This is a genomic window from Neobacillus niacini, assembly GCF_000759675.1.
Lineage (GTDB): Bacteria > Bacillota > Bacilli > Bacillales > Cytobacillaceae > Neobacillus > Neobacillus niacini_A.
This window is the reverse complement of the sequence record NZ_BAWM01000046.1, coordinates 1-24,856: the sequence shown is the minus strand read 5'-3', so window position 1 is coordinate 24,856 and position 24,856 is coordinate 1. Positions and strand designations below refer to the sequence as shown.

Sequence of the window (24,856 nt, the reverse complement as noted above, 5' to 3'; positions counted from 1 at the left end):
TTTTTGACATAGTTATTCCTCCTTAATTTTTATTCGACAAGAATGTGACCAAAATTCCTTTGTAAAGTAATTAGTTACATTTTAATTTACGATTTTCATTCTGTTTTATTTTCTTATGGTTTGCTGAATGCATCATGTGTAAATTACGTCTAAAATGAATCAAACATTACTTTATCCACCTTTTTCCAGCAAAACAACTATTGGTTATTTTCAGATATTTACAATGCCCCATACTTGCAAGAATAAACCGCTCACGTTATTATTTAAAGTTGGTAAAAACGTTTTTCGTGATCAAGTTTTTCTTTTTATATCTTTAGGGGGAAACGAAATGAATGTCATTGAGGTCCAAAATTTACGGAAAGAATTTAATTCATATTCAAGCCGGCCAGGTTTGGCTGGAGCTTTTCGAGATTTATTTACGAGAAATTATAAAGTCCATGCGGCTGTTGACAATATTTCCTTAACCGTTAAACAAGGGGAAATGGTTGGCTATATTGGAGAGAACGGTGCTGGTAAATCAACGACGATTAAAATGTTAACCGGAATTTTGACACCCACATCCGGTTCCATTATTGTAAATGGGATGAACCCCCATAAGCAGAGGGAAGAATTCGTACGAACCATTGGCGTGGTGTTCGGTCAGAGGTCACAGCTATGGTGGGATATTGCTGTTCAAGAGTCCTTCCGGTTATTAAAAAAAGTATACCGTGTATCCGATGAGGACTATAACCATCATATGGGCCATGTGATTGAAACATTAGAAATCGGTCCTTTATTAAATAAACCGGTACGAAAGCTTTCTCTTGGACAACGGATGCGCTGCGAATTAGCTGCCGCCCTTATACACAATCCTCCTCTCCTCTTTTTAGATGAGCCAACGATTGGACTAGATGTTTTAGTAAAATTAAAAATTCGTAAGTTTCTAAAGGAAATTAACGAGCAATATAAAACAACCATATTATTGACGACACATGACTTAACCGATATTGAAGCCCTTTGTGAACGAGTGGTGTTATTAGATGAAGGAAAAATTATCTATGACGGCAAGCTAAATCAGCTTCAAGCACATGCAGTTGAAGGAAAACAAATAGAATTTGAATTTTTATCAGAAATCCCTCGCACCAGCCTGCCTGGTAGCGATAATATTCAATGGGAACAAAAGGACGCAACCACCTGGCTCGGGTATATCAATGGGGATGAACAAATGGTATCCCAATTAATTAGTGATGTCGTACAAAGGAATCCGATTAAGAATGTTCGAATCAATGAGGTTTCTACTGAAGAGATTGTCCGGAAGATTTACGAAGAAGGATTGGCCCTCACATGAGTATGTATTTGGAAATGATCCGGGTTCGTTTTTTAATGATGCTAGCCTATCGGACAAACTATTATAGCGGGATTTTAATTTATAGCATCAATATTGGAGCATACTATTTTTTATGGTCTGCGATTTATGGAGGGAAAGAAGAGATTCAAGGTTTGTCAGTGGCTCAAATGACCACCTATGTAGCAGTAGCCTGGATGGCAAGAGCGTTTTATTATAACAATATTGATCGTGAAATTGCTGCTGAAATCAAAGACGGCAAAGTCGCCATTGAAATGATTCGTCCGTATAGTTATTTAGGGATGAAAACCATGCAGGCACTTGGGGAAGGAATCTTTCGCTTATTGTTTTTCTCCGTACCAGGCATGATCATAGTGGCTTTGACTTTTCCAGTCAGCTTTGATGCTAGTTTAACAACGTGGATGTTTTTCTTTGTCTCGCTCATTTTTAGTTTTATAGTGAATACGCATATCAATCTATTAACTGGAATGATGACGTTCTTTTTATTTAATAACACAGGGTTGATCCGAGCAAAACGTGTTGTGATCGATTTGTTCTCAGGTTTACTTCTCCCTATCTCTTTTTATCCAGACTGGGCTCAAGGGCTGATGTCATATTTGCCCTTTCAAGCGATCAGCTATGTTCCTAGTATGATTTTTACAGAAGGGTTTGTCGGTCAGGAGATTTATAACGCTTTGCTCCTACAGGCTTTCTGGGTTTTCATCCTACTGATTCCGATCCGTCTTACTTGGATACTAGCAAAAAAACACTTAATTGTACAAGGGGGCTGACCAATGTTTAATATATCATTGTTCTTCCAATACGCCTCTCAATATTTAAAAACAAGGCTCACTTATCGTGTCGATACGGCGATTGAAATCCTTTCTGATCTATTGTTTCAAGCTGTCAATTTAATTTTCATCTTAATTGTATTTCGCCATACATCCTTTTTAGGCGGCTGGAACCGTGATGAAATCATTTTTATTTATGGATTTTTCCTTGTTCCTTATGCATTATTTACGTCCTTTTTTAACATATGGGACTTTAATGATCGCTATATTGTTAAAGGGGAAATGGACCGAGTCTTAACACGCCCGGTTCACAGCCTTTTCCAGATTATAATGGAACGAATGGAGCTGGAATCTTTATTCGGTGTCATTACCGGCTTAGTGATTATGGGTTATGCCAGTGTGAACCAAGGCTTAACCTTTGCTTGGTATGACGTTCTGATCTTTATGCTCATGGTGATTGGCGGAGCTTTTATTTATGCCGGGATTTTTATTTCCATTGCAACGATTGGATTTTGGTCTGACAGCCGTACCGATATTATGCCTATGATGTATAATATCAGCAATTACGGCCGATACCCTGTAAATATTTACAACAAGGTTATTCAATTTGTGTTAACATGGATTTTACCTTTCGCCTTTGTCGGTGTGTATCCAGCATCCTATTTTTTAAATAAAGAAGAATGGTATGGCTACGCCTTTTTTACACCAGTCATGGGAATCCTTTTCTTCGGAGTTGCGATTCTTCTTTGGAATGTTGGAGTAAAGAAATATCGTGGGGCTGGGAATTAAAAAAAATTGAATTCAGGTTAAGTTAAAAATAAACAAGGAGCAAACTATATATGATTGTTTGCTCCTTTTAAATGATTTCTGACTAATTCTTTGTTTTGCACTTCATAATTCCATCTATTATTTTGACCTAAAAATTATCAAATACTAAGTTTTAATCTTTAAAATTCCGTAAGGCGCACCATTTAAGTCAATCATCAATAAATCTTTCCTTCTAGAACCAGCAACAAAGAAAATAGCTTCTGCGTCATATATTTTTTTCAGCAATTTCATTAGAGCTTGTCAATAAATTAATATGTTTTTATTGATCGGTCGTCTACCTCTTGAATAACAACCATATTTAATTTCCTATATTAACTTATGTTCAGCTACAATTTTACTCTTGTATTAATTTCCTTATTCTCAAAAAGTATACAAAAGAGAAGCACATAAAAATTAACACAATCATATTAAGAAGAAATTTGCTTCAACTATCCTTCCCCGTGAGTACAACAAGAAAAGACCGCCGCGGCGATCCCATCTTAAACTATTTATTTTCTACAGGTAGTTGACGATGAAGCACATGTTTTACTGCACCGATATACTCAGCAAGTACCCGCTGACTGATATTCGCTTGTGGTACAACTCCTTCAAATCCGTGATAAGCTCCTGGATACAAATGAAATTCAACATCTACGCCTGCTTGACATAGTTTTTGGATATAGATTAGTGTCTCATCACGAAATGGATCTAATTGTCCAACACATGTATACGTATATGGAAGCCCTGATAAATCTGTAGCTCGAGCAGGTGCAGCATACACAGGGACATTTTCTGTTCCATTTGCACCTTGTAAATACAATGACCAAGCTCTTTGGTTTAAATCATGATTCCAAACCATGTTACCTGTGATTTCAAGACTTGATGGTGTGTTATTCCGATCGTCAATCATTGGATACAACGGCATTTGGAAACAAAGCTCTGGACCTTTCCGATCTCTAGCAAGTAATGATAATGCAGCTGTTAATCCTCCCCCAGCACTAGCACCTGCCACTCCAATTCGGGAGGGATCTACACCTAAACCAACAGCATTTCCAGAGAACCATTCTAGTGCTGAATAACAATCCTCCAACCCTGCTGGATATGGATTTTCTGGGGCTAGTCTATAATCGACTGAGACAACTATACAATTTCCTTCTGTAACAAATCTTTGGCACAATAGATCATCCCCTTCAGGGACTCCGAATATATAACCACCTCCATGTATCCATAATAATCCAGGCAAGAGTTCATTTTTTTCCTTTGGTTCATAAATTCGTACCCGAACGGAAGGGTTATCTGTTGGACCTTGTATTATCCGATTGGTTATAGAAACAGATTCGTTAACAGGAATTTCAATAGATTGAGAGATTTGAACCATACCTTGTCTTGTTTCTTCAAGATGATCTAAATCAAGTGGTGGGAAAACTTCAAGAACTTCCCTTAATTCAGGATCAATTCTGTTTTTCACTGCCAACTCACCTCTGATAATATTTTTTTAACTCAAATTCAATGTATGCGTTTACATTAATTGGTATCTTTCATTTTTAGATAATTTATGCTGTTAAACCTCCATCTACAGTTACGATAGAGCCATTCATATAACTAGCCTCATCAGATGCGAGAAAACAAACAACATTGGCTATTTCTTCAGGAGATGCTGGTCTTCTTAGCGGCCCGTTCTGTACTGGATCGGACATTACCAAATCCTTTGTCATATTTGTCAGTACCCCTCCAGGACAAACGGCATTAATCCGAATCCCCTTTGGTCCGTACTCCGCAGCTGCCGTTTTAGTAAGACCCACTACACCATGTTTACTTGCTGAGTAGCCTCCTAAAAATGGCGTACTTTGAACTCCAGCTGTTGAAGCTGTGTTAATAATATCCCCTGATTGTTGTTCTTCCATGACCTTGATTACGTATTTAAGCCCAAGAAAAGCTCCTTTTAAATTTACTGCAATAATCCGGTCAAACGTCTCCTCACTATATTCTGCTAAAGGGGATAAAGTCCCCATAATTCCAGCATTATTAAAGAAAACATCTATTCTTCCATATCTTTCTTTTATGTTCGAAACATAATTCTTTACATCAGTACTACTAGATACATCTGCTTGGATAAAAATACCATTCCCCTCTTGTTCTTTAACAAGTCGAAGGGTTTCTTCTCCACCTTCCTCATCATAATCAACTAGAGCAACCAGCATACCCTTTTTCGAAAGATTTAAACTGGCTGCCCTACCTATACCACTTCCTGCTCCGGTAATGATTGCTACACGATTTGCTAAGCTCATGTCTCCACTCCATTCAATCAATCATCCAAAAACATTTAGATCTTTTGTTAATTATTGTATAAAAATGTTTGTAACAGACCATTATTGCAAGGTCATTCTACTCGAGAGAACAAAACCATCGTATCCCGAAGCTGAAACTTCATTACATTTTTGTTTGTAGTAGACAAAACCTCCTAGATAGATTAGAAAACTTCGTGGTTTCCCTTTAATATTCGCACCAGTGTACCAGGAATCCGTTTTTACATAAAGAGTCATTTCTGCTACTTCACGACAATGCCTGCTCCATTCTTCTTCTGCTTCTCTCGTAGGCTCCAAAGTATCCAGACTGTTTTGAGTGAGGTACTCGATACAATCTGCAATCCAATCAACATGCTGCTCAATGGCTGTAGGCATATTAACTAATACGGATGGACTTTCAGGACCAGTAATCATAAAAAAGTTTGGAAAACCAGCCGTCCCGAGTCCTAAATAAGTTCTAACCGCAGCTCCACCTTCCCATTTCTCTTTAAGAGTAACCCCGTCTCTACCTCGAATATCGATATTGAATAATGGACCAGTCATCCCGTCATAACCTGTTGCGAATAAAAGGATGTCCAGTTCATATTCCTCTGCCATTGTTCGAAGACCGTTTGGAGTGATTTCGACGATTGGATCATTTTTGACATCCACTAAAGTAACGTTTCCACGATTATAAGTCTCGTAATAACCTGTATCTAAAATTGGACGTTTTGTTCCAAAAAAGTAGTCTGGGAGTAACTTTTTTGCCGTCTCAGGGTTATTGACTATTTCTTTAATTTTTGCCCGAATAAAATCAGCAGCAGTTTTATTTGCCTCTTCGTTGGTAAATAAGTCATTATAGGTTGATGTAAAGGCAAATCCACCTTCTTGCCAAGCCTCTTCATAAACCTTCGACCGTTCTTCAGGAGATTCTTCAAGGGCAGATACATTTCGAATTTGAATCCCATTACCTGTTGGGGACCCGTGCATGATTCTTTTTATCTCTTCATAGTTTTCTTTCGTTTGTTGAATAAACGATGGGTCATAAAGGTAGTTTCTAGCTGGGATTGTATACTGAGGGGTCCGTTGAAATACAGTCAGATGTCCTGCTTCTTTTGCAATTTCAGGGATGGCCTGGACACCGCTTGAACCATTGCCAATTACCCCTACACGTTTGCCTCTGAAATCTACTTTTTCTTGTGGCCATTTTCCAGTATGGTACCAATCCCCTTTAAAGTTCTCTAATCCTTTGAAATTAGGAACATTGGTAGCAGAAAGACACCCTACTCCTGAAATGAAAAACTTTGCTGTCACACTTGTCCCGTCATTCATTTGAATCTTCCATCTACAACTTACCTCATCATAATGGGCAGCATTTATTCGGGTATCAAACTGAATGTCCTTACGAAGATTGAATTTATCAGCAACATAATTAAGATAACTTAGTATTTCTTTCTGTTCAGGATATTTAGATGTCCAATTCCATTCCTGGTAGAGCTCCTTCGAAAATGTGTAGTTATAATAAATGCTTTCTATGTCACATTTTGCTCCCGGGTATCGATTCCAGTACCAAACTCCACCTACACCATCACCAGCTTCAATCACGCGTGTGGAATAGCCCGCCTCTCTTAAGCGGTATAACATGTATAATCCAGAAAAACCTGCACCTATGACAACTGCATCAAAGTCTTTTACTTGATTTTCTATCATTTTTTCCTCCTTTTTAAAAATTTGTTTCACCTTATCTAACAGATCAACCTACCGCACTCAAAAATAAACATAATTTCTGGGTGGTAATTTAATCATAATTAAATTTCTGAATTTTTAGAATTCCCTATTTTTACACTCAAAATACCCTAAATAGTGGGTGATTATTTTTTTGTTTTTATACCTTATTCCCATATATATTTATAAAAGTTAGAATATTTCGTAAAACGAGTGTATAATTAGCTTAAAAAAGGGGATGTACTATGGTTTCAAACTATACCATCCAACAAGCACTCCAAAGACTAGAGTTAATAATAAGTCATGAGGAAAAGCTTTATAAAATGTTGGAAATCTATCTAGAACTTTTCCCTGCCAAAGATTCTTATTTAATACGATATTCTCCTCTTGGCTATCTGGGTGAAGGGGTCTTTTATCTTTCCGAAACTGAGGGTGTACATATAGGTGAAATTCGTGAAGATATACGTTCTTTTCCTATTATCTTCTCAGCAATAAGTGAAAAGAAGGCAAAATACTGTACGGGAATAGAATACCTTAAACAAGTCAGCATTAAATATACGATATCCTCTAATTTTAACTCATTGCTAGTTATTCCAATTTGCTACGATTCATTCGTGTTCGGTTATATTTGTAGTTCTGAGTTTGAGGAAAACACAACAATTGATGACAACCTTTTATCATCCTTTACCTATTTTGGAAAATTAGTTGGAAAATTGATAATTACACAAGAACATAATGTAGCAAGACTTTTAAGTAAAAGAGAATTAGAAGTAATGCGAAGAATCTCACTAGGAGAAAGTACCAAAGAAATGGCAAGTACAATGAAAATCAGCGAATTAACGATTAATCAGTATGTGAAAACTGCGATCAAAAAACTGGGAGCTACAAATCGTTCCCATGCGATCGGAGAATTATTCAGATTAGGATATATTTTATAGTTTTTGATGAGTTAATTCTTATAACTTAGTAGTTAGTTCAATGACGAGAATGGAATGATTAAGGTAGAAGCAGTAATTGATAATGGCTTAGTTATTGGCATATAAAAAAAACTAAACTCGCACATATTTGTGGCGAGTTTTCTCGTTTCCAACCATCTCTTGCTATGATATCAAAGCACACCATTTTTTAGGATAACCACTACATCTATACTTTATTGATAGAACATCAAAACCTCCTTGCATATACGTTACAACGTGTAAAGGGAATGACACCCCTTTTTCATATTCAATCCAAATATTCATTTCCTTATTTTTGGAAAAGTTATTTCCGTAAACGTATAGATAAACATCGCGGAATTCCCCAAGGTAATAATGGTCCATACGGTAAGAAATATGAAGAGGTGATTGATTAGCACTCATCTTCTTTGCCTAAAATAAGGAATGATAAGAAATGCTTCAATATGATAAAGTGAAAAATTAAATTATCCAAATCGCATTATTACCTACACGTGAGAAAAATCCAGTTTGCCCTGTATCAACGATTTTAATAAAATCAAATATTGCTATCCCGCCTTTTGGACCTTCTTCATGATCAGGGCTAGGAAAGTTCCAACGTAATCCAATAACGACCGTCCCTTTTGGAATGTGTGTTAATAAAGCTCCTGATTTAGGCCCCTGCAAAATAAACCAGTCATTCGTTGTAACATGATATCGTTTATTTTTCGTACGTTGCACTATATCAACTCGTTTCAAGGCTAAATTGGCAAATTCCAAATTTACTGGATCGTTCCCTTTCCGAATATATTGTTGCAACATTTTTAGTGCTTGTGTACTCGCAATTCTGCCTAAACTTTCAATCACCCCTTTTCTCAAACCATCACAGGAATGTTTTAGTAGTTTTGCAAGATAAGGAATGGCAGCATCTCCGATTGCTTCCCATTCGTAGGAAGCCCAGTAAAAAAGCTCTTGAAACGTATTTGCACTGCATGAGTCCTCTGTTTCTCCCGCTTTTTTCATCATTTCATAAAATTTTTCTGGATGATAATTCTGGGTGCCTACTAGTAGTTCCCTCCCAACTTGTTATGAAGAAGACAAGTGGTTAGAATCCATTAGTTTTTTTACAGTTGTATGAAAATAAGCTGCCAAGCATGCTAACGAATCCCCTGGTTGAACAACATAATAAGGCCATCCGCCTGTTAACGGTAACATTTCTCCATTTTCAGGGATGATTAATGGGAGGCCCAGCCTGATTCTATTGGGTTCACAAATAACATTTTGATTGATTATTCACTGTACAGAACTGCCAAATCTACTTGCAATTTGATATAAGGTATCATTTCTTTTTGTAGTATATAACATGGTTGCCTCCCACCTCATTTACCAAAAATTTTACTAAAACTATCAACCTAGTGTTTCAGTATGGCTCAATTATGAAAAGACAAATTTCCTAATATTTTTCTTTGAATACTTTATCATGTCTATTTATATCTTATTCATTCCTAAAATCTATACTATTAGGACGCCCTCTTTAATATCGTTGTTCTCTAAACTCTTCAACTTAAAGATTTTTTCCTATTATTATATATGGATGTATAATTAAAAGGTGATTGTCCGTATATAGATGGGTGATTATCTAATATGTAAAGCAAGATTTATGATGGTTTATGTAATTGTTGACCTATAATTATCCACTGTGGACTAAGAAATTTACCATACAGGCTGTTTTCTAGCATTTCCTATTTTTCCTTATAGAGGACGCCCCTTTTACGAACTCTCTCTTCATTTCATGCTTCCAACCCTGAATCTTTCCTGTCCAGTAAAATGAATATTCCAAATACCGAGAGAGTACTATCCTAGCTTTAGCCTTGCCATGTAATGTAGATATTTGCCCAATTGTATAGGGACAATTTACTAAAAAAGCTGACAACCGTATAATATCGGGGAAACTAAGAATTACAATGTGTTTCACAGTATTTTCCCCCCAACTAGGAGGAAGTAATGGGTTATTTCTTCAACTAATATCCTTTATAGATAGTTTTTACGGAGATAGAGGGAATTACGGCAATGCCGGGAGATTGTCTTTCTAGTAAGTGAAGAGAAATAAAGTATTCGGAAGCCTGAGAGATAGCATTTAATCATCTTTCAGGGAAGTTCTATGTGAAGTTAGTTTAGAACTAAATAACTAGTACTATCTTTCGGGAAAATTGATTCATTCCGAGTGAAAGGAGATCAACTAATGACAAACCCATTTCCAGCTCCCTATCCGACACTACTTGGAGCTGATCCATTTTTGCAGTCGTGCTTGGATCGGGCTGTTAATGAAGCGGCCGATGTATTACCGAGCATTAAACGAACAGCAATCTCATTCGTGACAATCAACGAAACCACACCTATGGACTTTAAGCATGCAGGAATAGAGTACGGCAAAAGCTTCTACACAGCAAGTCTCGTCAAAATGGGCGTTTTATATGCAGCATATGAGTTGCGTAAAAGCGCCAATCAAGTTGTTACTGACTCAGGTATAACTACACCGAACGATTTGTATGCACGGCTAAAATCGAACTTTGACGAAATCATAAAAAACAAGTTTCTTTCGATACTAAGGGAGGCGCAAATAGCATTAACCCCTGTGAACGAAAGAGATGCAAAGAAGACACCAATTTATGAGCAGATCTTCACAATGACCCCTAGTCATGAGGTCATATTCCGCCCACAGTTCCAAAAGCACCTCCAAGACATGATTATTAAAGGTCGTAATGAGGCAGCTGCGGCATGTATCCAGGCACTTAGTTACAGTTGGATTAACGGAACTTTGACCGCCGGAGGTTTCTTTTTCCCAGAGGGAAGGACTGGAATCTGGGTTGGAGGAACCTTTACCGGTTCCATGACCCCCATCCGTATACCTAGTGTGAATGATGTTGATGCGGCCCAAGCATCAACATGTTTTGATATGGCCAATCTTTATGCTCATATATTTCAACATACTCTTGTGGATTATAAAAGCATATCTGAAAATAATAATACTTATAGTAGATTAATGGAGATGTTGCTTATGGTCTCAGCGGCTGAGGGAGATAACGGATCTTGGTTGGATTTTAAGCGACACAAACCACTCTTTCCCGAAAGAAGATTCAGTGTGACGCACTCGAAAATTGGGTTTGGACAATTGAAGTCAAGGGATTGGGTCGCATCTGAAGGTGCAATCGTGCAACGCAAGATAGGCGAGTTTCACAAGGCAGATTTTATAGTAGTCTTTCAGAATAGCTTTAGTGATGACGATTCGATAAACGCGCTTCGCTCCATTGTCGATCGCACCATCGACCTTTATTTAGCAGGCCCTTAAGAGGGCTCATAATTCTGAATCTTTTAAACTATTTATTTATGTTCTTGGTTAATAGCTGCTTTTCCATTCACATTTATTTGAAGAACCACCTACTAAAAAGGGCTGGTTTGCCAGCTCTTTTTATCCTCATCCATAATCTCAAAAGTGCAGACCCAAAAAACTTTGTTTCCTTTATATTTGCTATGAAGGGCTTAGTCTTTACGACTTTTACAATTAATTTTATATTAAATATTGATGATTTTTATATCATCTAGTCCATATCTCCGCTAGCATGTTATTGTTTCAATTTGAATATCCCCCATTTACGGCGGCTCACTTACGCTTTTCTGCTTTCATCGAAAACATTAAACATCTGTTTTATCAAAATGGTGAGAATCGGTCCCGTCTGTTCTATTATTTTGCTTCGTTAAATCCATTCCTCCCGTTTATCACCGCTAACAAAATAGCTTTTCCTTCATATTTTGCTAGAGATAGCTCTTTTATAGGACTTCCTACATTGACGCTATCCTCAATCAACATGGCAAACGAATCAGCAGCAGATTGCGGATACACAATCTTAAACTTGCTATTTTGTACGATTCCAATAAAATTCTCTGCAATCTTAAATCTCCTTATCATAATATTTCTTAAACTAACTTGCTATTTCAACGCCCAAATGGGAAAAATGAGAATCCAAGAAAGTTGGACATTCATAGTGAATATTAATAAAGAAAACAGTTATTGAAGGTTGAACTTCGGCGTTTTTGCGGCCAATTCAGCCTATTCTGCTCTTTACACCTGACCTAAACATTAAGGACCTTCTAGTTGATTCGAAGCTATCTATGAATTATAGGAGAGGAGAGTTGCATGTGGTTAACACTGACCCAAACTATTGGTTTCTTCCGGTGGACATGGTGCCGAGGACTCCTCACTTTACTTCAGGAAACGAGGTCACTCCGCTCATTGATGGGGAGGCGTATATGTCACATCTAGCAGAACGCATTGCCGCTATGGAAAACGGTGACTATTTCCACCTGACAGGCTGGCGAGTGTCGCCAGATCAGCGTCTTGAACCGACTATGGCCGGCCCCCCTACATTCATGCAGCAAGTTATAGCACTCATCAACAAGGGAGTAAACGTTCGGGCCATGTTGTGGTACCACTTCGGCTCAGCCGTGCTAAAATGGACATTACCTGGTCAGATAATCGGAGTGGCCTACAAACATCCTGTGGAAAACATGGAGTTCGTTCAGAAAATCAATGCCATGAATAGCCCAAGGGCGGCTGCCATTCTCGATGATCGCCTTCCACGTTTAAAGATTGCCGCCCATCACCAGAAAACCATCATTCTTAGTTCAGCCAGTTTCGATTGGGCCTATGTGGGGGGGATTGATATTTGCGTCGATCGATGGGATACCCCTGAGCACTTCAGTCCGCCGCAGCGCCAAAAAGAGTTTATGGATGCTTGGCATGACGTACAGGTTGCATTAAGAGGCCCAGCCGTGGCGCAGGTTTGGAGCAATTTCCGACAGCGCTGGAACGATGATACAGCACCACATTTGATACCAGGTGTGCCTGGCGGTTCGAAGCCAGAGAGCATTGCGGAGCCGCCGCCGGCTAGTGTTTCAATAGGTAATCAACATGTACAGGTTTTACGAACCCTGGCTTGTAAGAGTGTCTATTCCTTTTTGCCTGGAGGGGAACAAACGGTGCGCCTGGCATACGAACGAGCTATTGATCGTGCCCAACATTTTATTTACATCGAAGACCAGTACTTCTGGCCATGCACGCTGACCGACAAATTGCGTCAAGCCGCCGATCGGGGCGTGAAGATTATCCTGGTGCTTACGCACAAGTACGATATACCAGCCATCTCCGTTGTCCACGAGAAAATGAGGGCTGAAGCTGTTAGCCGGATTCGTCAGAATAATCCTGGCAATGTTTTCGTCTATCATTTACAGCAGACTGGCCTTGAGAAGGACATCTACGTGCATGCCAAGCTGATGATTGTGGACGACTGTTATGCCGCAGTCGGTTCGGCGAACATCAATTTACGAAGCCACACCACAGATTCCGAGATGCACTTAGGTATTGTGGATTGGACTACCGTGCCAGGAACGATGAATGGTGTTAGCGTTCTGGTATGTAGTTTTGCAAAAGAGCTAAGGCTGAAACTTTGGAAGGGACACCTGGGCTTGACTAATACCAGCACAATCGAAGATCCTATACGCGGGCTCGACCAATGGCCTAATCAGGCAACTTCGAATCCTGCGGCTCCGAACCGACGCTTTCACGTCGTTGTTCATCATATCCATTCACCATCTATTGATAAAGTATCACTTCGTCGAGTCCTCCTTAAATTTCTCGAATTAAACTTCTTTCATGTTCCAGATATTGTTCCCTTACCATCCACGGATGTAATACCTGATGTGGTCCTAGAAGGATTACTCCCTGATCCGGAAGCGATCATACGAGATTATATTATGAATGTTGAAACCAAATGTTAGGAAGCATTCATATTTTAATTTCCATCCATAATTGAAATACGTTAATGAAACACAAAAGGGGGACCCAATACTAGTGAGTCAAGGGCACCCTCCTTTTGCTCTCTGTTTTAGCGAGGGTATATTTCATATCGTAGATGTGCACCAATATCACCGCTACTACACTCTTTACTAATCCAGTACTTATCAGCATCTTCTCCGTAAATTTCCACATCACATTTTTTAGTTCCCCAAAATGGGTTATCCCAGTAAATACGGATAGCCACGCCTAGTGCTGTATACCACATCCACCCTGCTGTTCCTCTTGTAGAGCTTGATCCAGCGCGCTCTGGGAACCAAATACCATCGCCGTTTTAGGTGGGATTTTGTCTTGAGGCTTAGCAGCCCAATCACCGTATACGTGCTGCTCGGAACTCTTTGTAAACGTAAGGTCGGTGTTGTTATCAATTTCAAGCACCACTGATCGTGGTTTATTAAATTCCTTAAGGGTGTTTTGGACCTTTTCTACGGCTGATCCAACAGAATCAATTGCAGTTATTATACCTGAAACAACAGCTCCTGCTGGTCGATTATTTGTATTATAGGAATCAATATAGGGTGCTTTAAGCTGGAAACCAAAGTGGTGGTATGGATTGGATGGCATTGCCGAGTATTGTGAAAGATTTGACAGCGGTTGGTTTGGAGGATAATACCGCCTATAAAATTCTTGCGTTTGCGTATGGTTTATCGAAAGGTCTCGTTTCATTTCTTTCTTCTTTTCTAAAAGATAATCCAATATATGTGTCCATTTTTTATTTTGTTTTCAACGGAGCCCCTCCCAACGGTATCCAGCAACTATCGTTCTTTCAATAAAAACCGGATAGTACCAAAAGTCGGTACCATCAGTTAATGTAATAAAGGTACGTCTGTTTAGACAGCAATCCATGGTCATACCCCCATTCATTCGTTCCCTCTAATTTATTCAATCCGACTATTTGAGTGAATTGGATATTTTTGGTCTTTCAAAATTCCTCGATGCATATTTTGATACTATTGTTTAAGAATATTGTTTTTTTATTTAAGCTAGCTGCTAGAATGACATGCTAATCCTTTTTTTCATTAAGAAGGGAGAGAAATTTGTGTCTGATAATAATCTATTTATCCGAGCTTCACGTAAAGAAGACTTCCTGGACCTAGTCTTTGAACTAGTAAACGTACACACTAAAGGATTTCCGCTCCGCCTTGTCCGGAGTAATGCATTTAAACCAGTACTATTAATTGTTCACTTTCCCCCACAGCATATTGTAGAAGAAGTCTTTAAAGAAAGTGAACCTTTTGTAAGTCCAATCAAAGCCATGCTTTCCGGACCAAGCCGCCTAGTGTTCGAGCTTCCAAACTATCAAGAAAGCTGGCCGCTCACGCTTGAAACTCTGCTTAACTGGAAGGATTACAAACCTGTTGTGCCAAAACTACCAGATTCCCCATTGCCAGATTCCCTACCTGACCCGAAGATTTTTGAAGGGAAGACTGCACTGGAAATCCCGACAGGGCTCTATCTTTCTCCTGTCGAATCTGGTGTCTGGTATAATATCATTCGACCTGAGGGACATGATGGGCGATTTGTGCTATGGCATACACAACTCGGAGATAAGAAAAAAGAAAACGAAAACTCTTACCGTGAAGGCGGCACTACACACATCATTACTAAGTCTAATCGCTCTATCCCATTCGAAGATAAAAATCCTTCCCTAACCGAGGATCATCTTAGGCAAATTGTACGCTTGACAACAGATTTTACATTGCCAAAATTTCCCGGAGGCATGAGTGAAGATGCTTGGAAGGATAAATTGAAGAGTCTTCATATTCCACTTAAATACATTCCGAGTCCCATAAATATAAGACGTCTGATGCTCTCTTCTGCAGGAGCATGGGCAAACTTTGAGGGTATATGGAATTACCCTACGGTTTTTGATATAACTCTTGGTTATCCATTATTTGACTTAGAAGGATGGCACCACATTATAACCCAAGGTAGAGACCAATTTGTTAAAACCGTTACTAAGGCCTTTCTATGTGATACGGGGCATGCAGTATCGATTATAACCATTACTGAACGGCGATTTGAACCTTATGTTATTCCAAACGGGCAAAACGTGAAAGGGGCGCATGCGGTCCTACGAAAATATTCATTCATTGAAGTCCGAGAGCCTGAGAAAAATTACGAAATTCTAGCACCAGCGTACCTCCACGACCGACGTGAAATGCCTTTTAAATGGATAAAAATCACCACTACTACAACTCCACACATTGAAAATGCAAGCCTAAGCGAATCTTTCTGGCCTAAAGTCAAGGTGCAAGATAGAGAGGAGTTCTTTCGCTTCAAAATGGTCGCAGAAGATTGGGATGGGAACATAGTTTCCTTTGAAAGACCTCTTAAGTGTATTCCAATCAATAAGAACAAGAGAATATCTTGGAAAAACGAAGTAATTGACTATAATAACACAACTTCGGATTTACGACGTGCGCAATTAAACCACCAGTCAATCGCCTATGCTAAAACCGAGAATGACAGTAAGGGTAAGACCACACTTGAAACAGACACAGTAACTTTTAATGCACAGCTTGTTGAAGGTGTAAAAGAAGATGTGTTAAATCAATTGGCTTACTATAACCCTAGGTTTCTTCCACAAATTGAGTCAGCAGGAGTCAACATTCCTGCCGCTGAACAGTTTACCGGCCGGAAATTTGAAACAAAATCTATCAACTATGAACGTGCTTATTTAGTTAATGGTTTTGATCGAGCAGCTAATAAAGGTGAAGTTTTTGTGAAGCTTGCTCAAAACCTGGATTTATCCTTACCTACAGAGAAGGCCGGCGGTCTCATTACACCCAATACATCTATTGAAGGGTTATCGCGGGCGCTCGGCCCTGTTGCTAAACTAGAAGATATAAAAATAGGCACGTTCGACCCCAGAAATATGTTTGCTGGTGCCAAATTCCTAGGGGGTATTGAACTAAAGGATATTCTAGATGTGGTAGCAAACTTTGATCCATTAAAAATCAAGGAATTGGAAAAAAATTTAACACCCGACCAACTAATCCAGAAACTGAATGATCCTAATTTCAAACTGGAAGCCCCTATGCTAACGAATCGCCGCCTGCCAAATAATGCAATCGAAACACGCTATTTATGGAAGCCGAAAATTAAAGACTTAAAACAAGGATTCTTTAGTTTTCTCACACTAAAAGGGGAAACAAATTTTCCGAACGATGCTCAGCTAAGCATCAATGTACAAATGGTTACGGCACCCAACGGCAGCCCTCCCACCTACATCATACTTGGTACCCTACGAGAGTTTGCTTTAGAATTTGCCAATGCATTGGTGCTTAGATTATCATCGTTACGGTTTACGGCTGAGAACGGGAAGAAAATGGATGTCAACGCGGAAAGGCTTGATCTCGTATTCAAGGGGCCGCTGCAGTTTGTTGAAACCCTTAAAAACATTATCCCGCCTAATGGCTTTTCCGACCCGCCATTCGTCAATGTAACAGCAACCGGCGTGACGGCAGGCTTCACGCTTGGGATTCCGTCTTTCGGTGTCGGTATTTTCAGCTTACAGAATATCAATCTTTCGGCATCGCTATCTCTCCCCTTTGTCGATCAGCCTGCCGGTGTAAGGTTTGCCGTCTCTGAACGTCAGAAGCCATTCAATGTCTCGGTAAGCGGTTTTGCTGGTGGAGGTTTCTTTGCTCTTGCACTCAATGCGAAGGGAATTGAAACGATTGAGGCATCGATCGAATTTGGCGGAAACATCAGCATTAATCTTGGAGTCGCCAGTGGCGGTGTGTATGTGATGGCCGGGATTTATTTCGGGATGACCGGGAACGAAGTAAAGCTAACAGGTTACCTGCGGTGTGGCGGCAATGTGAGTGTACTAGGTTTGGTTTCAGTGACTGTTGAATTCTACATGGGTCTCACTATCCGAGAGAAAGGAAATGGCAAAGTGGAAGTCTGGGGGCAGGCCTCTTTAACGGTTGGCGTTAAGATCGCCTTTTTTAGTAAAAGCGTGAGCCTCACGGTGGAGCGCAGATTCGCCGGAGCAGCAGGAGATCCTACTTTTGCCCAAATCATGGGACCTGACCACCCAGGCGGCTATCCCGTTGAATGGGAAAAATATTGCATGGCATTTGCCTAAACAGTTCATTTTTTTACGATAAAACTAACGATAAAGGAGTTTTGTATGGTCAATCAAAGGCTTCTTTGGATTGCTCTCCCAAATGGAATGACAATGGATGGTAACAACCGCTATTTGCGACTGTCAGCTTATGTAAATCCGCGTTTATATTCGGAACAAGAAACAACATTGGCATCTTTTCCAAATTTTCTTAATTGGGCATACCATATGCAGCCAGAACGGTCGACATTTTCAGTTGAGGTGCATGACGGAATACAGACGAAAGTGATCCCGGCACACAGAGTGAGCTCTCCTCCTAGTCAACCGCTATGGCAGTCCCTTTTCCGGCCGGATATTCCTGTTCACCCGCATGAATTTGATGACTATTCCAATCGGCCGATCGTGAGTTATCCGGTGAAAAAAGTATTGGAGTATACGAAGAGTTTTTATCAAAAGCTTATGAAAGAATCACGCTATGACCTGCCACCTATGATTCCTCCTAGAGGTTCAAATGGAGTCGGTGTGAGTATAGATCGATTTATCAATGAACTTGTTGAACTGCACAACCGCTTTCGTGCTCGTGGGATCAAAACGGAAAAGGACTTAAGCACCCTGTTGAATAATTCTCTTGAAGAAGCCAGAGTCACAGCCCGCAGACGCCGTATCTCAGGGAAGACTGGAGATGCCATTATACCTAAGTTTCCTTTTCTTCCGGAACCACCTGCAGGCCCAGTTGGTCCGCCAACTCCGCCGGGTCCAAACGGCCCACAGCCTCCGGCGGGTCCGCCGGCTCCGGAAGGTCCAATCGTACGACTTCCCGGCGACCCTCGTAATCAGGATGTTCAAGATGCGTATTACCGTACGATGCTCTATCACTATCGACCAGCCGATGCTCAGCCTGCTGCCATGCCTGAGGGCCCTGAAGCCAAAGCTCACTTTGAGAAAGAAATCGACTTTCATCAAATGCTCTCAGCCTTAGGTGATTATCCTGAGATTTTGCGCCGCTTAGGCCTGGTGATAGACTTTTATATTCCGGCTGATGCGATACCAAAAACAAATAACAATACCGGCACATTTAAAATGCGTATCGTGCCCAAATGGTTCTCTCAGTTCAATACTCAGCAAAATAACGGTCAGTCTTCTTTTCAAAACGGGCAATCTTCCGGGAATGGAGGTCAGTCTTCTTTTCAAAACCGTCCAACATCCTCGTCGGAAGATTATTGTCCATGGACGGCATATAATTATCAGGAGAAAAATGGTCTCACCCTATTTACGGCCCACTCTCAAACAAATGAACTTGACGGGGGAATCTGGATTCCAAAAAAAGAGGAGATTGAATTGGTTCAAGTCGATGTGGATGGTGCTGCACTCAAGACCTTGAACCTTGCCGCAACCGTTGCGGCTCAAAAGGCTAAAGGGATAAACGACAAACCCATTGATACAGAAGAAAAGGCGGGTGTCTCTCCTCTGCGTAACGGCGGTATCTCGGTTGTACGGAATAAGAATGCCAACAATTTAAACGATATTTTTAACCGCTCGAACAAATTGAATGGGATGCTAAATGCCGGTCCGCCTAAACTGGAAGATCCCCTCTATGCAGAAGATCTTTTACGCGGGTATCGACTAGATGTGATTGATCAATATCATAATCGAAATTCTTTGCACCGGCGTTTTGGTCAATATTACCTGTTGAATGTAGCAAATTACTTGGAGTTTATGGATGAGGGTTTTATTCAGCCTAGCGTCACTAGTACTCCTAATACGGGTCCCGTTAGCGAACTTTATATTCACGAGTCCCTTTTCACTTGGCAAGGCTGGAGTTTATCAGCACCCCGCCCCGGCAAAAGCATTAGCAGTACGGCTAGCGCGCCTAATCCTAGCCAACCTGATACCATGCCGCAGAAAGTGAATAACACAGCGATGACAAAGCTTGGACTAGAGACAAACTTTTCCGTCGTGCCTGGTACCTTGCCTCGTCTCAGGTTTGGAAATGAATATACATTCCGTGTCCGAACCGTTGATTTAGCAGGAAATGGACCAGCGATGGACGAATCACAAAAGATTGAAGCAGCATTAGGGCTTAATCAGACAGCGATCGGTACCCTTAAGTACCTCCGTTTTGATCCCGTCAATCCTCCGGAGCTTGTTCCGAGACAGCTATATAGTCCAAGTGGCAACCTGTATAATCCGGATACAACCGCCTATGCGGAAGGTGAATCATTAGAGAGGCTCGTGATTCGAAGCAACTATAACCAAACCGCAGAAGAATATGCGGCAGCCCGCCCTATCTATCTGCCTTTTAACGAGAGGCATGTTGCACCGCCGAAAGCCTCACTTCAACTGATAGAGGAGCATGGACTGCTCGATGAAGCCATTGATGCTAAGTATAGCGGCATGGCTCCGGCTCAGATTCGCCATGTCATCCAGAATGTCTATTACTTGGCTGCACGTGAGTCCGGATCGTTCAATGATGTATCATCACCGTCCGTTCGCTTTATTCGCACCAATTCTGATTCTTCTTCGACCGATGGCTATGCTGTTCATACCGAGGAGCAACTGATCCTTCCTTACTTGCCGGAACCATGGATTTCGGGGGTAATGTTTCAAGGGCTTCCCGGTGGTAATCCCGAAGATTTCTTTTTCGTAGAGGTAAAAGGAAAAACTTGGTATGAAGCAAAATCATTCCGCATTCGTATCGTTGAAGGCTCTAATGTACCTCTGTGGGATGAAAGAACCCGCGTTCTGACAATCTATCTGCCTAAGGCAAGTATCACAACCAATATTCGCGTCAGCTCTACATTTGGAGGAAATCTTCCAGATATGGGGCTTTTGCAGTGGGTGAAAGAAGACAAAGCCAATTGGACCAATGAGGAACTGGTGAAACTGGAAAAAGAAATCTATGCCGGCCGCAACTGGTTGTTCACCCCTTTTCGGGAGATTAGTCTTGTTCACGCTGTTCAGCAGCCGCTCGATTTTCCTTCACAGCCTTTACTGCAAATAAGACCACGTGAGAAGAATAGCACCGAAGCCTATCTTTATGGAAATTTCTATGTTCATATCCCCAGCACTTCCAAGGTGGATATTCTTGCCGAATGGTCAGAAAGAGTGGATGACCTAACAAAACCGGAACCAGACTTAGAACCCGTCCCCTTCCGTGATCATGTGATGGAATTACCAATTTGGCTGGACCACGGTAAAGAAGTAATTGTGAAAAGGAACCCGAATGCCTTACGTTTGGAACCTAATGAATCACGCTTGGTCTTCAACAGTTATGAAGCGAAAACGATCTATGAGACCTTGCTAAAAGAAGAACCAGCAACTCCGGAAATACAGGAACAAATCAATTTGGCAAGCAAAGTAGGGAAACATGGATTTGGCGATACGAAGTACAGGCGTGTCCGTTACAAAGTCAGGGCGACAACACGATTCCGTGAGTACTTCTCACCAAGCATGCCAAACGAGAGCCTTGTCCGCGACACTAAAGAGATTGAAATAGACATCCTTAGCACCGCTAGGCCTTCTAAGCCTTTAGTTAAATACGTCTTGCCTACTTTTTCTTGGCAGCAAATGAATGATAATGTTGGCAAAGTGACAAGTGTGCGAAAAGGAGGGGTTCGGATTTATCTTGACCGCACTTGGTGGTCTTCCGGAGACGGTGAGATGCTGGGGGTTGTGTTAGTTGAAAATAAAGTACCCAATCTAATGGAAGAAATTTACAGTTATTTGACTTTTTGGGGGCAAGACCCAATCCGTGAATCACCCGGACTTCCACTGCCGACCATAGCAGATTTTAAGAATTATAAAGGGGTTTATGATGCTCCTTTGTTTGAACTCCCAAATCAAGCTGTAAAGGTCGTTTGCTTCGACGTCGATTGGGATCGTGAACGCAAGATGAGGTATTGTGACCTAGAACTTGATACCGGCAATGCCTACTACCCATTTATCCGCCTAGCCCTTGTCCGATTCCAGCCAAAATCGTTGATCTTAACAAATCCAGTTCCTGAAGATTTACGCATCTCACCCGTAGTGCTTGCCGACATCGTTCAAACGTCACCGGATCGTTCTTTAACCGTAACACGGGATCCAAATCATCCCGGCGCCTACAATGTCTCCGTAAGCGGTGTAACTTATTCGAAAAAGAACCAAAACGTACCAATCAACACGGTAGAATCTGCTACGAGTTTGATGAATATCCAACTGCAACGACAACTGGCGGAGATGGTAGATGAGACCATCGGGTGGGAGGACGTGCCGAACTTTGATGAAATCGTGCTCCACCCAGGCCCCCCTGATGCAAATGGTGTGGTCATATGGGAAGGCCAAGTAGCTATTCCAGAGGAAAATCGAGGATATCCATTCCGACTGGTTGTTAAAGAAATGGATGTATTTTACGGTGCACAACCAACGGAAACTTATCAACGTATCGTCTATATGGATATCATTCACCTGTAAAAATTGCTTTTCGTATATGATTCAACCTAAGAAAAAATGAATATCATAATAGGTTTCTGTCACCACCTAATAAATTTATTAGGTGGTGACAGTCGTTCATTCGCCAAAATGAAGACAGTCCCCCACCCCAGTATTTTTAGCGGGAGACTGACCCCATAACCATAAAATAACATGTACGTACTGCTTCGATTTTTCTATCAAGTACCCTTGAAACAACTCAAAATACTATTTGCATTGTCCTCATTCCGTGAAATGTACCGTGCTACAGACTTATGCACTTGGCCTGCAGCTGCTCCTTCCACCGCTATTCTTTCTACTAATTTGTTCTTAGTATGCCGGACATTCTCTTCCCAGCGAAGAAGATTTTGTATCACTACGTCGTTCGGTACTAGAAACCCATTAGGGTTATTATTTGCAATATCTCTTCGAAGGGAGTGCATAATATTTCTAGCGATAGTAAGAATCTGTTCATCAGTCAAACCTTTCAGACCGCCGGAGATTTGACTAAGTGAGCCCCTTTGAAAGTACGTATCGTCAGTACCTGGATTCGTCAACTTTGTCAATGCACATTGAATACGTCTCATCCGTTCAGGATCTTCATTTATATGAAGTTGCACTAACGGAAGGAATCGAGCTAGATTAGGTGCATAGGTCAATGCATCTGTAAGGGGATCCATCTCAACCGCGGCATACTTTACTACAAAAAAGAGTTTGAAAACCTTGGGGGTTTCCTTCTCGCCAATCTATAATATCTGTGTTTGTCCTCTTCCTTTATAAATCGAACTATAGCCATTCACCAATTCCCCCTTATTATCCCATCATAATAAATTGCACTAATTAAATATTCAACGCCTTATTAAACTATCCTGCATACAGTACAAAAGAAAAAGCCACCATAATGGCAGCCTGATGTTAAAGTAATGCACCCGTTACTTTAAGTACAATACTTCACAAAGTAATGAATAGTTCTCATCAAAAATACTGTAACCATTCCTCTCTCACAGTTGAAGGTTTATGCCTTTCTTTATAACTAAACAAATTGTTGTTTTCGTTAAGGGATTCCTTTTATGTAAGTCACCAACTATTTTCCACAAGTTACCCTTCACTTTTATTCCACTTACTGGAATAATGCAGACTTGAAAGGAATTTCATCATACAATTTGATTAGAAAGTCAATGAGAGGAGGGAATTATAAGAACAGATATTGACAGACATCGAGAGCAGAAACGATTATACTTTTAGGTGAAAAGAGGTGTCTGAAATTTGAAACTTTTCCTTAATATTGACAAATCACTTAAAGAAACAAGAGTTACCATCGAAGGACCTGAGTTGGATGAACATATACAGGAATTAATTGACTTCATCTATGGTAGAGAGCAACAATTCCTGATTGGAAAAAAGGGAGAAATGCAACATATTCTTAAACCGGATGACATCCACTATTTTCATACTGAAAACGATCATATTATCGCCGTAACGGAAATAGATTCTTTTATTTTAAAAGAGAAGTTATATGAGCTCGAGGCCCTGCTCCCTTATAAAAAATTTATCCGCCTGTCTAAATCGGTTATCGCCAATTTAAATCAATTAAGCCGATTTGAAGCATCATTTAATGGTACACTCTGCGTTTACTTCAAATCAGGAAAGAAAGAATATGTGTCTCGCACCTATGTCCCTGCGATTAAAGAAGCTCTAAAATTGAACAGGAGGAAAGTAGAATGAAAACATTTATAATCCGCAGTTTTATTGGTATTTTCTTCGGATGCTTTATTGCGGTTTTATTCACCAATTTATATATCCTTTTCGGTGGCTTCGAAATGATAGATGGACCATTATTTTTGAAAAACTCCATCGGTTCCGCTCTTTGTGGCTGGTTTTTTACAGTCAGTCCCTTATACTTTGAAAACAGGAATTTGAAACTATCGCAGCAGACGATTCTCCATTTTTTAACCATCATAATCCTATACCTCATCTTGGCACTCACGATTGGCTGGATCCCATTTAATATTACCAACATTTTGTTAACACTCTTAATTTCCATTGTCGTCTATACGATCTTTTGGGTTGCATTTTATCTTTACTTCAAAAATCAAGCACGGAAATTAAATGATGATTTAAAGAAACTATGAGAATTGATGTTTATGAGGTACTGGGATCGCTTATACGCTTTATGGCGGATGAGATAAAGAATGAGAAGTTTATACAAAGTTTAATTGGTCATAAAAAGAATGAAACGACTCATCTATGCTCAGTTAAGCGGTAGCTTTAGAAGGAATTTTATAGAAATTATTGCTTACTATGTTTGTGCCTTGCTAGTTACAAGGTTAGTGGAAAAGAAGAAATGGATTCCAATAGAATATGGCTGTTGAATATCTGGTAAAGTTACACCCAAGATATTAGTGGAAATTGCAAATTCCATATCATAAAGTTGAAAAAGCATCAGTTATAAAGCCGATGCTTTTTTAAGTCATTCTTCAACTCCCTCAGTTTGATACGAATATCTCTTGAATGCTCACTTATTCGCAGGATTTCATAACCTCTATAAATAGAATGA

Annotated in this window: 19 protein-coding genes; 10 read left to right on the top strand and 9 right to left on the bottom strand. The window is 40.2% G+C overall.

The features are described 5' to 3' along the window. The first annotated feature begins 328 nt into the window (after positions 1 to 328). The 3 genes from TR08_RS17985 to TR08_RS17975 are packed head-to-tail and all read left to right on the top strand — an operon-like array spanning position 329 to position 2,904. Positions 329 to 1,327, top strand: a complete 999-nt coding sequence (locus TR08_RS17985; protein ID WP_045520528.1) for an ABC transporter ATP-binding protein — start codon at positions 329 to 331, stop codon at positions 1,325 to 1,327. Next, entirely contained in the window at positions 1,324 to 2,115 is a 792-nt protein-coding gene (locus tag TR08_RS17980) for an ABC transporter permease (protein WP_045520526.1), read from the top strand. The genes TR08_RS17985 and TR08_RS17980 overlap by 4 nt, the downstream gene beginning before the upstream one ends. Before the next feature lie 3 nt (positions 2,116 to 2,118). Continuing rightward, positions 2,119 to 2,904, top strand: a complete 786-nt coding sequence (locus TR08_RS17975) for an ABC transporter permease (protein ID WP_045520523.1) — start codon at positions 2,119 to 2,121, stop codon at positions 2,902 to 2,904. 523 nt (positions 2,905 to 3,427) lie between these two features. On the opposite strand, the gene TR08_RS17970 is transcribed toward TR08_RS17975, so the two are convergent. The 3 genes from TR08_RS17970 to TR08_RS17960 all read right to left on the bottom strand — a co-directional run bounded on the left by TR08_RS17970 (position 3,428) and on the right by TR08_RS17960 (position 6,917). Then, positions 3,428 to 4,390, bottom strand: a complete 963-nt coding sequence (locus TR08_RS17970) for an alpha/beta hydrolase (RefSeq protein WP_045520522.1) — start codon at positions 4,388 to 4,390, stop codon at positions 3,428 to 3,430. A gap of 85 nt (positions 4,391 to 4,475) precedes the next feature. Next, the gene (locus tag TR08_RS17965) at positions 4,476 to 5,210 is read right to left on the bottom strand and encodes an SDR family NAD(P)-dependent oxidoreductase (RefSeq protein WP_045520520.1); all 735 of its coding nucleotides are present in this window, start codon (positions 5,208 to 5,210) and stop codon (positions 4,476 to 4,478) included. An 81-nt stretch (positions 5,211 to 5,291) separates the two neighbouring features. Then, positions 5,292 to 6,917 carry a flavin-containing monooxygenase gene (locus TR08_RS17960; protein WP_045520517.1) on the bottom strand — a complete coding sequence of 542 codons (1,626 nt, stop codon included), beginning with the start codon at positions 6,915 to 6,917 and terminating at the stop codon, positions 5,292 to 5,294. A 260-nt stretch (positions 6,918 to 7,177) separates the two neighbouring features. On the opposite strand from TR08_RS17960, the gene TR08_RS17955 reads away from it, so the two are divergent. After that, positions 7,178 to 7,870, top strand: coding sequence for a response regulator transcription factor (locus tag TR08_RS17955; RefSeq protein WP_045520511.1), 693 nt, complete (start codon positions 7,178 to 7,180; stop codon positions 7,868 to 7,870). Positions 7,871 to 8,347: 477 nt separating this feature from the next. Here TR08_RS17955 and TR08_RS17950 read toward each other — a convergent pair whose 3' ends face one another. Further along, positions 8,348 to 8,890, bottom strand: coding sequence for a HEAT repeat domain-containing protein (locus tag TR08_RS17950; RefSeq protein ID WP_045520509.1), 543 nt, complete (start codon positions 8,888 to 8,890; stop codon positions 8,348 to 8,350). A gap of 1,216 nt (positions 8,891 to 10,106) precedes the next feature. On the opposite strand from TR08_RS17950, the gene TR08_RS17940 reads away from it, so the two are divergent. Further along, positions 10,107 to 11,213, top strand: a complete 1,107-nt coding sequence (locus TR08_RS17940) for a hypothetical protein (protein WP_045520505.1) — start codon at positions 10,107 to 10,109, stop codon at positions 11,211 to 11,213. A gap of 393 nt (positions 11,214 to 11,606) precedes the next feature. Here the strand turns inward: TR08_RS17940 and TR08_RS17930 are convergent, their stop codons facing one another. After that, the gene (locus TR08_RS17930; RefSeq protein WP_045520502.1) at positions 11,607 to 11,831 is read right to left on the bottom strand and encodes a hypothetical protein; all 225 of its coding nucleotides are present in this window, start codon (positions 11,829 to 11,831) and stop codon (positions 11,607 to 11,609) included. A gap of 341 nt (positions 11,832 to 12,172) precedes the next feature. Between TR08_RS17930 and TR08_RS17925 the strand changes: the two genes are divergently transcribed. Further along, positions 12,173 to 13,699, top strand: a complete 1,527-nt coding sequence (locus tag TR08_RS17925) for a phospholipase D-like domain-containing protein (RefSeq protein WP_193747781.1) — start codon at positions 12,173 to 12,175, stop codon at positions 13,697 to 13,699. A 107-nt stretch (positions 13,700 to 13,806) separates the two neighbouring features. Here the strand turns inward: TR08_RS17925 and TR08_RS32650 are convergent, their stop codons facing one another. Genes TR08_RS32650 through TR08_RS33645 form a run of 3 tightly spaced genes read right to left on the bottom strand, consistent with a single transcriptional unit; the run spans position 13,807 to position 14,621 of the window. Next, positions 13,807 to 13,983 (bottom strand): hypothetical protein, encoded by a 177-nt coding sequence (locus TR08_RS32650; protein ID WP_193747780.1) that lies wholly within the window; start codon positions 13,981 to 13,983, stop codon positions 13,807 to 13,809. After that, entirely contained in the window at positions 13,965 to 14,471 is a 507-nt protein-coding gene (locus tag TR08_RS17920; protein ID WP_045520498.1) for a hypothetical protein, read from the bottom strand. Before TR08_RS17920 ends, TR08_RS32650 begins: the two co-directional genes overlap by 19 nt. Before the next feature lie 27 nt (positions 14,472 to 14,498). Beyond that, positions 14,499 to 14,621, bottom strand: coding sequence for a hypothetical protein (locus TR08_RS33645; protein ID WP_274521023.1), 123 nt, complete (start codon positions 14,619 to 14,621; stop codon positions 14,499 to 14,501). 193 nt (positions 14,622 to 14,814) lie between these two features. On the opposite strand from TR08_RS33645, the gene TR08_RS17915 reads away from it, so the two are divergent. Continuing rightward, positions 14,815 to 17,871, top strand: coding sequence for a hypothetical protein (locus TR08_RS17915; protein WP_045520496.1), 3,057 nt, complete (start codon positions 14,815 to 14,817; stop codon positions 17,869 to 17,871). Positions 17,872 to 17,916: 45 nt separating this feature from the next. Continuing rightward, the gene (locus tag TR08_RS17910; RefSeq protein WP_045520489.1) at positions 17,917 to 22,302 is read left to right on the top strand and encodes a hypothetical protein; all 4,386 of its coding nucleotides are present in this window, start codon (positions 17,917 to 17,919) and stop codon (positions 22,300 to 22,302) included. Between the two features lie 197 nt (positions 22,303 to 22,499). Here TR08_RS17910 and TR08_RS17905 read toward each other — a convergent pair whose 3' ends face one another. Continuing rightward, entirely contained in the window at positions 22,500 to 22,979 is a 480-nt protein-coding gene (locus TR08_RS17905; RefSeq protein WP_045520488.1) for a hypothetical protein, read from the bottom strand. Between the two features lie 586 nt (positions 22,980 to 23,565). Between TR08_RS17905 and TR08_RS17900 the strand changes: the two genes are divergently transcribed. Continuing rightward, the gene (locus TR08_RS17900; RefSeq protein ID WP_045520487.1) at positions 23,566 to 24,024 is read left to right on the top strand and encodes a LytTR family DNA-binding domain-containing protein; all 459 of its coding nucleotides are present in this window, start codon (positions 23,566 to 23,568) and stop codon (positions 24,022 to 24,024) included. Then, positions 24,021 to 24,431 carry a DUF3021 domain-containing protein gene (locus tag TR08_RS17895; protein ID WP_045520486.1) on the top strand — a complete coding sequence of 137 codons (411 nt, stop codon included), beginning with the start codon at positions 24,021 to 24,023 and terminating at the stop codon, positions 24,429 to 24,431. The genes TR08_RS17900 and TR08_RS17895 overlap by 4 nt, the downstream gene beginning before the upstream one ends. Positions 24,432 to 24,856: the final 425 nt, after the last annotated feature.